We start from the raw sequence: 13450 nt of genomic DNA on the forward strand, positions 1-13450 counted from the left end.
GGACAATTGGTGGTATCGATTCCATAACCGTTCGGGGCGAGAGGTTGCCGGGGGCATCGGGGAGAGGTTGCTCGGGGCAAGCGAGCGGGGTGGGGCCGGGGCGTGGCGGGTATTCCTCGGGGTGCTACGGGGATTGTTTCGGGGGTTTGGAAGGTTTGGAAAAACTTGCAGGTGTGCTCATCTTGACGCCGCTGGTGAGGGCTCGGTTACCGTTTGTCACGTAGCGGTCGAGACGGTGGGACACAGGGCGAACTGGGCGTCGGCAGTCTGTGGTCCGGCCGGAGCCCCTCGCGGGCTGTCGACCGATCGATCCAGCTGAGCGGATCAACCAATCCATTGAACAGGTGCTCTGTGCACCTGTGCCCCAACGCGTGCCGGTCCACCCGCCGGCCCGACTTCCCCTGCCCGGAATGGGCGCAGGCCTACGCCCGTACCGGGCGCGACAACGTGAACCGCGAATGAATGGTGGTGGGTAGTGTGACTTTGACCGAGCCGGCCTCGTCGGACGTCAGTGCCAAGGCGCAGCTGAGCCTGGGGACCGCGGCAGCGCGGAACCTGGCGACGACGACCAAGTCCGAGCCGCAGATGCAGGGCATCACCTCGCGGTGGCTGCTGAAGCTGCTGCCGTGGGTCGAGGCCAAGGGTGGGGCCTACCGGGTGAACCGGCGGCTCAGCTACGCCGTCGGCGACGGGCGGGTCACCTTCACCACGGCGGGCGCCGAGGTCCGGGTGATCCCGCAGGAGCTGTGCGAGCTGGGCATGTTGCGCAGCTTCGACGACGTCGAGGTACTGACCGCGCTCGCGAATCGCTTTGTGCAGCAGGAGTTCCAGCCCGGCGACGTGATCGTCGAGCGTGGCCGGCCCGCTGACCAGATCTGCTTGATCGCGCACGGCAAGGTCGACAAGATCGGCGTCGGCAAGTACGGCGACGAGTCGGTCCTGGAGACGCTGACCGACGGCGACCACTTCACCTACAAGGCGATCCTGGAGTCCGACGACTTGTGGGAATACACGATCAAGGCGATCACGCCGTGCACGCTGCTCACCCTGTCGCAGGACTCCTTCGAGGAGCTGATCGGCCAGGCCGACAGCCTGCGCCAGCACATCGAGCAGTTCCGCAACAGCCCCGAGCACGCCGAGAACGAGTTCGGTGAAGCGGCCATCGAGATGGCGGCCGGCCACGAGGGCGAGTCCGAGCTGCCCGGTACGTACGTCGACTACGAGACGACTCCGCGGGAGTACGAGCTGAGCGTCGCCCAGACCGTCCTGCGGGTGCACACCCGCGTCGCCGACCTCTACAACCACCCGATGGACCAGACCGAGCAGCAACTCAGGCTGACCATCGAGGCGCTGCGCGAGCGGCAAGAGCACGAGATGATCAACAACCGCGACTTCGGCCTGCTGCACAACGCGGATCTGAGCATGCGGATCCCGACCCGCAGCGGCCCGCCGACGCCGGGGGACCTGGACGAGCTGCTCAGCCTGGTCTGGAAGGAGCCGGCCTTCTTCCTGGCGAACCCGCGCGCGATCGCCGCCTTCGGCCGGGAGTGCACGAAGGCCGGGGTCTACCCCGACAGCATCGACGTCGGCGGTCACCGGCTGCCCGCCTGGCGCGGCGTACCGATCTTCCCGTCCAACAAGCTCGGGATCAGCGACACCCGGACCAGCTCGATCCTGTTGATGCGCACGGGGGAGGACAGCCAGGGCGTCGTCGGTCTGCACCAGACCGGTCTGCCCGACGAGTACGAGCCCGGGCTGTCGGTGCGCTTCATGAACATCACTGAGAAGGCGATCATCAACTACCTGGTCAGTGCCTACTACTCCACGGCCGTCCTGGTCCCCGACGCGCTCGGCATCCTCGAGGGCGTCGAGATCGGCCGGGAAGGCTAAGACCATGGCGCAGCCCTATGAGCTGCCCGACTTCTATGTGCCCTACCCCGCCAGGATCAGTCCGCACCTGGAGGGAGCCCGGGTGCACAGCAAGGCCTGGGCCTACGAGTTCGACATGATCGACGTTCCCCAGCAGGGCAAGGCGATCTGGGACGAGCACGACTTCGACTCCCACGACTATGCGCTGCTGTGTGCCTATACCCATCCCGACGCGACCGGTCCGGCGCTGGACCTGGTGACGGACTGGTACGTCTGGGTCTTCTACTTCGACGACCATTTCCTGGAGCTCTACAAGAAGACCAAGGACCTGGCCGGCGCGAAGGCGTACCTCGACCGGCTGCCGTTGTTCATGCCGGTCGAAGGCCCGATCACGGAGATTCCGCAGAACCCGGTGGAGCGCGGTCTGGTCGACCTGTGGAACCGCACGGTGCCGTCGATGTCGCCGGGCTGGCGGCAACGATTCATCGGTACGACGGAAGCGTTGCTGGCCGAGTCGCTGTGGGAGCTGACCAACATCAGCGCCGGCCGGATCGCCAACCCGATCGAGTACGTCGAGATGCGTCGCAAGGTCGGCGGCGCGCCGTGGTCGGCCAACCTGGTCGAGTACGCCAGCAATGCCGAAGTACCGGTCGAGGTCGCCGGGAGCCGGGCGATGCAGGTGCTCAGCGACACGTTCTCCGACGCGGTCCATCTGCGCAACGACCTGTTCTCCTACCAGCGGGAGGTGGAGACCGAGGGCGAGGTGAACAACGGCGTTCTCGTCGTGGAGCGCTTTCTCGGCTGCAGTCCGCAGGAGGCGGCCGAGCTGGTCAACGACATCCTCACCTCCCGGCTACACCAGTTCGAGAACACCGCGGTCGCCGAGATCCCGCCACTGCTGGCCGAGAACCTGGTCGGCCCGCAGGGGCAGCTCGACGTCCTGAACTATGTGAAGGGCCTGCAGGACTGGCAGTCCGGCGGCCACGAATGGCACCTGCGCTCCAGCCGCTACATGAACAACGGCGGCAAGGCGGCGCTCGGCGGACCGACAGGCATCGGGCTGACTGGTTTCGGTATGGCCGCCGCGCGCATCCTCACCTCGCTCGTGGCGACTGCGCCGTACCGGATCAGAAGCCACAGCTTCACCCCCTTTCAACCGGTGGGGGAGACTCCTCTGCCGAGCTTCTATATGCCGTACACCGCCAAGCGCAGTCCCCATCTCGACGCATCGCGAGCTCACTTGCGGGAGTGGTGCGCCGAGATGGGGCTGCTCGACGGCACGGTCTGGGACGCCGACTACCTGGAGGCGAACGATCTGCCCTTGTGCGCGGCGGGAATCCACCCCGACGCCTCACTGGAAGGGCTGAACCTGTCCTCGGACTGGCTGGCCTGGGGCACGTACGCCGATGACTACTACCCGATCGTCTTCGGCCGGACCCGGGACCTGGCCGGCGCCAAGGCGACAACGAAGAGGCTGTCGGAGCTGATGCCCGTGGAGGGCGCCGCCACCACGGTTCCGGTGACTCCGCTGGAGCGGAGCCTGGCTGATCTGTGGATCAGGACGGCCGGGCCGATGCCGGTCGACCAGCGCCGTGACTTCAGGGCTGCCGTCGACACGATGACGGACAGCTGGCTGTGGGAGCTGGCCAACATGTTCCAGAACCGGATCCCCGACCCGGTCGACTACATCGAGATGCGGCGGCGGACGTTCGGGTCGGATCTCACCATGAGTCTGTGCCGGATCGGGCACGGTCGCACGGTACCGCCGGAGATCTACCGGTCCCGGCCGATCCGGGCGATGGAGAACGCGGCCGCGGACTACGCCTGCCTGCTGAACGATGTCTTCTCGTACCAGAAGGAGACTCAGTTCGAGGGCGAGTTCCACAACGGCGTACAGGTCGTGCAGAACTTCCTGGGCTGCGATCGGGACCGGGCGCTCGCGATGGTGAACGCCTTGATGACGGCGCGGATGCAGCAGTTCGAGCAGTTGGTCGCGGTCGACCTGCCGACGCTGTTCACCGACTTCGGCCTGGACGAGGAGGTCCAGCGAACGCTGCTCGGGTACGCCGAGGAGCTGCAGAACTGGATGTCCGGAATCCTCGTCTGGCACGCCGGCGTCGACCGCTACAAGGAGCCGACCCTGCTCGCCAGAGCCGGCGAACCGGTCAAATCGCTGCGGCTCCTGGGCGGCGCCACCGGATTGGGTACGTCGGCCGCTCGTCTCAAACCCAGGCAACTCGTTGGTGCGCAGAGAATGGACGGTGCATTGTGACGGCGATCGATCAGGACAAGCCACAGCTGAGTCTGGGGACCGAGGCCGCCAGGCAGCTGGCGAGCACGACCAAGACCGTGCCGCAGATGCAGGGCATCTCGCCCCGGTGGTTGCTCAGGATGCTGCCCTGGGTGGAGACCCAGGGTGGCACGTACCGGGTCAACCGCCGGACGAGTTTCGCGATCGGCGACGGCCGGCTGAGCTTCTCGGCCACCGGTGCCGACGTCCGGGTGATCCCGGCCGAGCTCACCGAGCTGCCACCGCTGCGGGACTTCGCCGACGAGGACGTGCTGACCGCCCTGGCGGGCCGGTTCTACCAGCAGGAGTACGAGCCGGGCGATGTGATCGCGGAGTTCGGCAGCCGGGTCGACGATGTCGTACTGATTGCCCACGGCAAGGTCGGCAAGGTCGGCATCGGCCAGTACGGCGATGGCACCGATCTCGGTACCGTTGCCGACGGCGACTATCTCGGCGAGGGCCTGCTGACCGAGCCACCGGAGAACCTCTGGGAGTACACCGCGAAGGCGCTCACCCAGTGCACGGTGCTCAAGCTCCACCGCAACGACTTCAACAACCTGGTGGAGCGCTCCGAATCGCTGCGGCAGCACCTCGACGAGGTCAGGCAACGGCCGCAACGGGCGCAGAACAAGAACGGTGAGGCGGCGATCGACGTCGCCTCCGGGCACGCCGGCGAGGACGACCTGCCGGGAACGTTCGTCGACTACGACCCGGCGCCCCGGGAGTACGAGCTGTCGGTCGCGCAGACGATCCTGCGCGTCCAGAACAGGGTCTCGGACCTCTACAACCACCCGATGAACCAGACCGAGCAGCAGCTCCGGCTGACCATCGAGGCGTTGCGGGAGCGGCAGGAGTCCGAGCTGATCAACAACCGGGACTTCGGCCTGCTGCACAACGCCGACTTCCAGCAGTGCATCTACACCCGCACCGGGCCGCCGACGCCGGACGACTTCGACGAGTTGCTCACCCGGCGCCGCAAGCCGCGGCTGCTGCTCGCACACCCGCGCGCCATCGCGGCGTTCAACCGCGAATGCACCCGCCGGCACGTCCTGCCCGAGACGATCGAGGTCGAAGGCAAGCGCGCGCAGGCGTGGCGCGGCGTACCGCTGCTGCCCTGTAACAAGATCCCGATCACGAGCACCAACACCACCTCGGTGCTCGTGCTACGGACAGGGCAGGACGACGAAGGTGTCATCGGCCTGCGGCAGACCGGGTTGCCGGACGAGGTCGAGCCCGGCCTGAACGCCCGCTTCATGGGGATCAGCGAGAAGGCCATCACCTCCTACCTGGTCAGCACCTACTACTCGGTGGCTGTGCTCGTCCCGGACGCGCTCGGCGTTCTGGAAAACGTCGAACTCGGTGGATGAGGAGTCATGTCATGTCCACTCTCCAACAGGCGAGTCAAACCGCCGGTGCCGGCCGGTCTGCTCAGCAACTTCTGGCCTGGAGCCGCGATCAGGTCGAGCCCGCTCTTCGCGCGGCCGTCGCAAGTATGCCGCTGGCAACTCAGCGGATCACCAACTACCACTTCGGCTGGGAGGACGAGGAAGGAGCTCCAGCCCACGCTGACGGCGGCAAGGCCCTCCGCCCCGCGCTGGTACTGCTGGCTGCTCAGGCCGTTGGCGGTACTGCGGAGGCTGCGGTTCCCGCTGCGGTAGCCGTCGAGCTGGTGCACAACTTCTCGCTCCTGCACGACGACGTGATGGACTGCGACCTGACCCGGCGGCACCGGGCCACGGCCTGGTCCGTGTTCGGTCTCGGCCCGGCGATCCTGGCCGGCGACGCGTTGCTCAGCCTCGCGTTCGAAGTACTGGTCGACAGCGGCAACCGGGCCGGGGACGAAGCGGCCAAGATGCTCGGCTCGGCCGTTCAGGAGTTGGTCGACGGGCAGCTGTCCGACTCGCACTTCGAGACCCGCGACGACGTCGTGCTGTCGGAGTGCGTGCGGATGGCCCAGCTCAAGACCGGCGCGCTGCTCGGCTGCTCGACGGCCCTCGGCGCACTCTTCGGCGGCGGCCGGATCGAGCAGGTCGACCACCTGCGACTGTACGGCGAGGATCTCGGGCTCGCGTACCAGTACGTCGACGACCTGCTGGGGATCTGGGGGGACCCCAAGGTCACGGGAAAGCCGGTGCATTCGGACCTGCGGCGGCGGAAGAAGTCGCTACCGGCCATCGCGGCGCTGACCTCGGGGACCGAGGCCGGTCGCGAGCTGGCGGCGATGTACCACCGCAAGGACGACCTGTCCGACGCGGAGCTGGCGCGAGTGGCGGACCTGATCGAGGCCACCGGAGCGCGCGAGCAGAGCCAGCTGCAGGCGGACGCGTTACTGGCCGCCGCACTGGGAGAACTGGCGTCGGCGCGGGCACTCGAGCCGGCCGCGGCTGAGCTGGAGCAACTGGCCCGGCTGGCCACGCGCCGCGATCACTGACTGCGCTTTCTGAGGGGGAAACGATGACGACACGCACCATCCTGCTGGCTTCGCCACGCTCGTTCTGCGCGGGCGTGGAGCGAGCAATCGAAGTGGTCGAGCAGCTGCTCGACCGGCGCAGCCATCCGATCTACGTGCGCAAGCAGATCGTGCACAACACCCATGTCGTCGCGGATCTGGAGAGCCGGGGGGCTGTTTTCGTCGACGAGCTGGACGCCGTGCCGGACGGTGCGACGGTCGTCTTCTCGGCGCATGGAGTGTCCCCGGCGGTCCGCAGTGAGGCGGACCGTCGGGGGCTCGACGTGATCGACGCGACCTGCCCGCTCGTCACCAAGGTGCACGCCGAGGCACGCCGGTACGCCGCCCGCGGGGACACCGTGATCCTGATCGGTCACGCGGGTCACGAGGAGGTCGAGGGGACGATGGGGGAGGCGCTGGACCAGACACTGCTGGTCGAGACGGTCGAGGACGTCGAGCGGTTGGAGGTGGCCGATCCGGCCCGCGTCTCGTACCTGACCCAGACCACCTTGGCGGTGGACGAGACGACCGCCATCTTGGATGCCCTGCGCAACAAGTTCCGCGCGCTCAAGGGACCGGCCGAGGCCGATATCTGTTACGCCACGACCAACCGGCAGGAGGCGCTCGCGGCGATCGCGGAGGAGTCGGATCTGGTCCTCGTGGTCGGCTCGACGAACTCGTCCAACTCGCGCCGGCTGGTGGAGCTCGCGCTCAAGCACGGCACCCCGGCGCACCTGATCGACGACGCGTCGGGCGTCGACGCGCATTGGCTCGACGGAGTACAGGTGGTCGGTCTGACGGCCGGCGCGTCGGCGCCGCCGCGGCTGGTGGAAGGCGTGATCGAGTGGTTGCGCGAGTTCGGGCCGATCAAGGTGGTCGAGCGGGAGATCACCCAGGAGACGATCCACTTCACCCTGCCGTCAGCGGTGAGGCAGTCATGACCGCCACGCAGCTGGGCCTGCCGGATCTGCCAGTACTACGCCGCAAGTCGCGGGCCATGATGGTGGGCACGGTGCCGGTGGGTGGCGGGGCGCCGGTGTCCGTGCAGTCGATGACGACGACTCCGACGGCTGACGTCGAGGCGACGCTGCGGCAGATCGCCGAGCTGACGGCGGCCGGCTGCCAGATCGTGCGGGTGGCGGTGCCGTCGCAGGACGATGCCGACGCGTTGCCGGAGATCGCCCGGAAGTCGGGGATTCCGGTGATTGCCGACATCCACTTCCAGCCGCGGTACGTGTTCGCCGCGATCGACGCCGGCTGTGCGGCGGTACGGGTGAATCCCGGCAACATTCGCAAGTTCGACGACCAGGTCAAGGAGATCGCCCACGCGGCAGCGGGTGCGGGGGTGCCGATCCGGATCGGGGTCAATGCGGGGTCGCTGGACCAGCGGCTGCTGGCGAAGTACGGGAAAGCCACTCCGGCGGCGCTGGTGGAGTCGGCGCTGTGGGAGTGCTCGCTGTTCGAGGAGCACGGTTTCACCGATCTGAAGATCTCGGTGAAACATCACGATCCGCTGGTGATGATGGCCGCCTACCGCGAGTTGGCGCGGCGGTGTGACTATCCGCTACACCTCGGCGTGACCGAGGCCGGGCCGCTGTTCCAGGGCACGATCAAGTCGTCGGTCGCCTTCGGTGTCCTGCTGGCGCAGGGGATCGGGGACACGATCCGGGTCTCCCTGTCGGCGCCGCCGGTCGAGGAGGTCAAGGTCGGGATCGGGATCCTGGAGTCGCTCGGGTTGCGGCCGCGCCGGCTGGAGATCGTCTCCTGCCCGTCGTGCGGCCGGGCGCAGGTGGACGTCTACAAGCTCGCCGAGCAGGTGACGGCCGCGTTCGAGGGCTTCCCGGTGCCGCTGCGGGTCGCGGTGATGGGATGTGTGGTGAACGGTCCCGGCGAGGCGCGGGAGGCCGATCTCGGGGTGTCGTCGGGGAACGGCAAGGGGCAGATCTTCGTCAAGGGCGAGATCGTCCGGACCGTACCGGAGAGCCAGATCGTCGAGGCGCTGCTCGAAGAGGCGATCAGCCACGACTGGCCGGCCGGCGGTGCCGCTGTGGGGGAGGACGACGCATGAATCTCTTTCTGACCGGAGTGTTCTGGGTCGTCGGGGTGATGCTGGTGACCGCTGTCTTGGCGGTCATCCTGCGCCGGGCCCGGCAGCGGGTGGGCCGGGAGGCGAACAACGAGGTGGCCGGCCAGGTCTTCACCGTCGTCGGTGGGGTCAACGTGGTCATCGCTGCGTTCGTCCTGATCTCGCTGTTCGACGCGATGGACAAGGCACAGGACACGGCGTACGAGGAAGCGAACGCGCTGGTCGCGGTGCAGTGGGCGGGTGAGTCGCTCGCCGAGCCCGACCGGTCGGAGGTCGCCAAGCTGACGCGGTCGTACGCGACCGTCGTGTCCGAGCAGGAGTGGCCGGACATGCAGGCGGGCCTGCCGATCAGCGCCGAGGGGTGGACCCTGCTGTCCAACCTGCAGACGGCGGTCGAGCGCGCGAAGACGACCACCGAGCGGCAGGAGAGCAGTCGCGTCGCCGCGGCTTCGCAGGTCTGGAACGTCTACCAGGCAAGGCAGGTACGGCTGAACTCGGCCGGCAGTGGGGTCAGCTCGGTCGTCTGGTTCGCGATCATGGTCGGCAGCCTGATGTCGGTGGCGCTGATGTTCATGTTCGGCGGGCCGGGGGTCTACTCGTACGCGATCATCGTGTCGATGCTGTCCGGCGCGATCGGGCTGCTGCTGTTCGCGATCTACCAGTTGCAGAACCCGTTCAGCGGCGGCGCGAGCGTCGGCCCGGACGCGTTCGTGTCCGCCCTGGCCAGGCTGAGTCACGGCGGTTGATCCCGTGAACCGCCCATTGTTCGCCACGTCCGTCGGCGTGCGCCCCGTACTGCGTACGTCGGCGGGCGTGGCCGCCTTCGTCCTTGCCTGTCTGACGACCGTACTGGTCGCGGGCTCGTCGGAGGCGGCTGCCGAGTGCTCGATCCTGCAGTTCCGGTCGTCCGGGTACAGCTCGTTGTCGCGGCTGGCGCGGATCGAGTTGCCGTCGGGGAAGAGTGCTGAGCTCGGGCGGCTCGACTACCAGATCAACGCGGCCGGGTACTCGAGGGATCAGGACCTGGTCTACGGGATCGCCACGCGGGACCGGTCGGGATGGTTACGTCGCCGGCCGCACCTGGTGTCCGTCGATCGCCGCGGCGCCGCCACCGATCTCGGTCCGGTGAGGGTTGGTGTCGGTGGGGTCGCCGACCCGACCGCCGGGGCGGTGGCGGGGTCGCGGTTGTACCTGCGCGACGGGCATCGGTTGTACACGATGGACATCGACCCGCGCAGTACGACGTACAAGTCGGTGGTGAAGGTGGTGCACCTGTCGCCGATCTTGACCGCGCTGTCGGTCGACGACTTTGCGATGAATCCGTCGGACGGGTTGCTGTACGGCATCTCGACGCGCGGTCCGCGCGCGCAGGTGGTCAGCCTGAATCCCCAGTCGGGCAAGGTGAAAGTCGTCGCCACGGTGCGAGGGGTGCCCGATCACTCCTACAGCTCGGTCGTCATGTCTGGCGGGGTGCTCTATGCCATCCACACCGGTTATGGCTCCCGAAGCCATCTCTACCGGATTGGGTTGGACGGCTCTTCGACCAAGCTGGCGACCCTTCCCGCAGCCGTGTCCTCAGACGCGGCCGGCTGCCTCTACACGGCGCCGCCTCCGCCGCCACCCCCGCCAACTCCTACACCGCCGCCGCCGCCCACACCCACCCCAACCCCCAAACCTTCTAAGCCAACCCCCACACCCACTCCAACTCCCACACCCACTCCAACCCCGACGCCCAGCCCGACCCCGCGCCCTCCGGCGCGCCCGACCCCAACCCCAACCCCAACGCCGACTCCGACTCCCACGCCGACCCCGACCCCGACCCCCACTCCTGTGGCCGACGTCCTACCGCCGCTACTCCCACCACCGACGACGCCAACCCCAACCCCCACTCCCACTCCGCGTCCGATCCAGCCCACGCCGAGCGAAATCACCATCGCCCCCCAAACAGCAGCCACCCCCCAACCCGCTGACCGCACGGTCCAGGTCCTTCGCCGCTGGTCCCTGGCCACCCTCCTGGTAGTCCTCACTGGAGGCGCCACCATGGCCGCCCAACGCCGGATGCGCCGATGAACGGGTCCATCGATGGAGATGCGGCGGCCCGGGCAAGCGGGGACACTGTGGGTGTGCACGTGAGAACTATCTGTAGTTGTGGTGGTAGGTGAGCTCGTGAAGTTGGTGGGGAGGGAACAAGAACTGCGCGTACTGCGGACAGCGGTGCGGGCAGCGCCGGGATTGGTGCTGGTGGTCGGGGAAGCCGGGGTCGGGAAGAGCCGGTTGGTGGCGGAGGTGCAGGCGTCGCAGCCCGTGAGGTGGCTGGTCGGGCAGTGCCGGCCGGTGGAGGATCAGGTCCCGCTGGCTCCGGTGATGGACCTGCTGGGGGAGCCGGTACTACGTTCTGGCACCCGTCACGCTGTCTTCAGCTCGGTGGTGGATCACCTGTCCGCCGCCGGACCGACCGTTCTGGTCGTCGAGGATCTGCAGTGGGCAGACCCGGGAACCCTGCAGCTGTTGCGATTTCTCGCCAGTCGTCTCCCGCGGGACCTCGTGCTGATCGCCACCTATCGGCAGGAGGACACCCAGCACTCCGGGGAGATCACCGCTCTGGCCGGCTGCGTCCCGGCCGGCGCGCGGGCGACCGAAGTACGACTTCGCCCGCTGGAGCGCGCCGCGGTACAGGAGTTGGCCGCTGAGTTGCTCGGAGTGAAATCGTTGCCGCCGGCCCTGACCGACGAGCTGGTCGACCGCACCGGCGGCCTGCCGTTCGTCGTCGAGGAACTGCTCCGTGACGAGACCCTGGGCAAAGGCACGAGCGACAGCGCGGCACTCCTCCGTGCCTTGGCAGACAAACCGGCACCGGTGGCCTTGCGCGCCTCGCTCACCATCCGTCTCCAGCAGCTCCCGGACTTCGGCCGCGAGGTGATCCAAGCAGCCGCAGTCCTCGACGCACCCGCGTCGGAGGCGATCCTCGGCGCGGTCGCCGGCGTATCCGGTTGGCAGCTGACCACGGCGATGGACTCCGGCCTCGCCCGCGGGCTGCTCGGCGAGCCGAGGCCTGCCTTGTACGACCTCCGCCATACCCTCGCTCGCCGGGCGGTCTACGAGACGATCCCGCCCGACGACGTACGGCGGCTGCATCGCCGTGCGGCGAGCGCCCTTGCAGCGGTCGAGCCGCCGGACCATGCGCAGATCGCCGAGCACTCGCGCCTCGGCGGATCGATCGGCGACTGGATGATCCACGCGGAGCTCGCTGCCGAACATGCGCAGGCCGGGGGCGACCATACCGTCGCCGTCCGGCAACTGACCGAGATGCTGCAGATCGAGGCGCTGCCATGGAGTGATCGCGCGCGTCTGGCCGGCAAGCTCGGTCGGGCCGCCTCACCCACCGGGCAGTGTCAAGACGCGATCGCGACGATGCGGGCGGTGCTGGCGAAGTCCACCGTCGCCAGCCCGATCCGCGGCCGGCTCCGGCTGGTGCTCGGGTTGATGCTGCAGGATCAGGTGGGTGAGATCTGCGCCGGCCGCCGTGAGCTGGCGGCCGCGATCAGCGAGCTGGGGGCGGATCCGGAGTCGGCGGCCTGGGCGCTGTCGGCGTTGGCCTTGCCGGTCTCGGGCCCTGAACCGATCGCCGAACAGCGAGCCTGGCTGGAACGTGCCCTGCTGCTGATCGGCGACCAGTCGGAGGGCGACGCGCAATTCGCAGTACGGCGCAATCAGGCGCGGTTCCGGCTGGCGCTGGGGGAGACGGACGAGGCCAACGGGGTCGAGATCGCGAGCGCCTTGGCGTGGCTGGGTCACGACCGGCGCAGTACGGCGTTGCTGGATCGCGCGGCGGAGTACGAGAATCCCTTCACCAGAACGGCGATCGCGGCGGTCAGGGCTCGCCTGGACTTTGCCGCCGGCAACTGGTCCGGCCTGGCCGACCGCCTCGCGCATGCCCGCGCCGAAACAACCGGCCTGCCGGTACTCCGTGCCGAGCTCGACCTGGTCGACGGCCGGCTGCGCTTCGCCCAAGGAGATGTTGCCGGGGGCAAGCAATTGCTCGAGTCGGTGCTGGCGGCAACCGTGCGCGGCCCGTGGCCGCTGAGGACCGCCGCGGCGGCTGCCCTCGATCGGTACGCCGAGGCGCCGTTGGACGAGTGTCTGGCGATCGTGACCCGCAAGGACGGCTGGGCCTGGGCGGGGGATCTGATCGGTTGCCTGGTCTCGCGGCGTGGCGCTCGGGATGAGTCGCATGAGCTGGCGGCCAGGTTCGCCACGGCGGTGGGCGAGCGGGAAGCGCCGGTGGCGTCGGCGGCGGCCCTGGTGGCGCGTGCTGTCGTCGAGAACTCGGTGGAACTGTTCGCCGCTGCTGCGGAGCAGTATCGGGCCATGGGCAGGCGCTACGACGAATGCATGGCGCTGGAACGGCGAGGGATGCTGTTGCTCGGCGACGGTCTGCCTGAGGAGTTGGTGTCCGTCGCCAACGACTACGAGGGGATGGGCGCACGTGGCGATGCGCGGCGCTGCCGGGAGGTGCTGCGGGAGGCCGGGGTCGCCGTCTCGCCCAAACGCGGCCGCCGCGGCTACGGGAACGCGCTCTCTCCGCGCGAGCTCGAAGTCGCCCGCCTGGCCACGCAAGGCCTGAGCAACAGCCGGATCGCGGCGACCCTGAGCCTGTCGGTCAGCACCGTCGAAGACCACCTGTCCCACGCGATGCGCAAACTGGAGGTCCGCTCCCGCCACGACCTGGCCCCGCTGATCACCCGCTGAGCCGTCC

At 68.4% G+C, this 13450-nt stretch carries 9 protein-coding genes; all 9 read left to right on the forward strand.

Features of this window, described 5'->3' with window-relative positions; all coding sequences use genetic code 11:
* Positions 1–477 precede the first annotated feature (477 nt).
* The 9 genes from G3I17_RS02110 to G3I17_RS02150 all read left to right on the forward strand — a co-directional run bounded on the left by G3I17_RS02110 (position 478) and on the right by G3I17_RS02150 (position 13443).
* Positions 478–1890 (forward strand): family 2B encapsulin nanocompartment shell protein, encoded by a 1413-nt coding sequence (locus G3I17_RS02110; RefSeq protein ID WP_343238186.1) that lies wholly within the window; start codon positions 478–480, stop codon positions 1888–1890.
* Between the two features lie 4 nt (positions 1891–1894).
* On the forward strand, positions 1895–4141 hold the full coding sequence (locus tag G3I17_RS02115) for a germacradienol/geosmin synthase (protein WP_164593352.1): 2247 nt from the start codon (positions 1895–1897) through the stop codon (positions 4139–4141).
* Positions 4135–5526: a family 2B encapsulin nanocompartment shell protein gene (locus tag G3I17_RS02120; protein WP_343238199.1), complete on the forward strand. Its 1392-nt coding sequence runs from the start codon at positions 4135–4137 to the stop codon at positions 5524–5526. Before G3I17_RS02115 ends, G3I17_RS02120 begins: the two co-directional genes overlap by 7 nt.
* 11 nt (positions 5527–5537) lie before the next feature.
* Complete coding sequence (locus tag G3I17_RS02125) at positions 5538–6590, forward strand: family 2 encapsulin nanocompartment cargo protein polyprenyl transferase (RefSeq protein ID WP_164593356.1); 1053 nt, start codon at positions 5538–5540, stop codon at positions 6588–6590.
* Between the two features lie 23 nt (positions 6591–6613).
* Positions 6614–7549, forward strand: coding sequence for a 4-hydroxy-3-methylbut-2-enyl diphosphate reductase (ispH, locus tag G3I17_RS02130; protein ID WP_164593358.1), 936 nt, complete (start codon positions 6614–6616; stop codon positions 7547–7549).
* Positions 7546–8676, forward strand: a complete 1131-nt coding sequence (ispG, locus tag G3I17_RS02135; protein WP_164593360.1) for a flavodoxin-dependent (E)-4-hydroxy-3-methylbut-2-enyl-diphosphate synthase — start codon at positions 7546–7548, stop codon at positions 8674–8676. Before ispH ends, ispG begins: the two co-directional genes overlap by 4 nt.
* The gene (locus G3I17_RS02140; protein ID WP_164593362.1) at positions 8673–9440 is read left to right on the forward strand and encodes a DUF4239 domain-containing protein; all 768 of its coding nucleotides are present in this window, start codon (positions 8673–8675) and stop codon (positions 9438–9440) included. Before ispG ends, G3I17_RS02140 begins: the two co-directional genes overlap by 4 nt.
* Before the next feature lie 4 nt (positions 9441–9444).
* Positions 9445–10764: a hypothetical protein gene (locus G3I17_RS02145; protein ID WP_203589610.1), complete on the forward strand. Its 1320-nt coding sequence runs from the start codon at positions 9445–9447 to the stop codon at positions 10762–10764.
* 96 nt (positions 10765–10860) lie between these two features.
* Complete coding sequence (locus tag G3I17_RS02150; RefSeq protein ID WP_164593364.1) at positions 10861–13443, forward strand: LuxR family transcriptional regulator; 2583 nt, start codon at positions 10861–10863, stop codon at positions 13441–13443.
* The last annotated feature ends 7 nt before the right edge of the window (positions 13444–13450 follow it).

The sequence above is a fragment of the Streptomyces sp. SID13031 genome (assembly GCF_010548305.1).
Taxonomy (GTDB): Bacteria; Actinomycetota; Actinomycetes; order Propionibacteriales; family Kribbellaceae; genus Kribbella.

Excerpts from the sequence above, each read along its gene's own strand:
- G3I17_RS02115 (WP_164593352.1), top strand. The coding sequence starts at position 1,895 with ATGGCGCAGCCCTATGAGCTGCCCGACTTCTATGTGCCCTACCCCGCC.
- G3I17_RS02125 (WP_164593356.1), top strand. The coding sequence starts at position 5,538 with ATGTCCACTCTCCAACAGGCGAGTCAAACCGCCGGTGCCGGCCGGTCT.
- ispH (WP_164593358.1), top strand. The coding sequence starts at position 6,614 with ATGACGACACGCACCATCCTGCTGGCTTCGCCACGCTCGTTCTGCGCG.
- ispG (WP_164593360.1), top strand. The coding sequence starts at position 7,546 with ATGACCGCCACGCAGCTGGGCCTGCCGGATCTGCCAGTACTACGCCGC.
- G3I17_RS02140 (WP_164593362.1), top strand. The coding sequence starts at position 8,673 with ATGAATCTCTTTCTGACCGGAGTGTTCTGGGTCGTCGGGGTGATGCTG.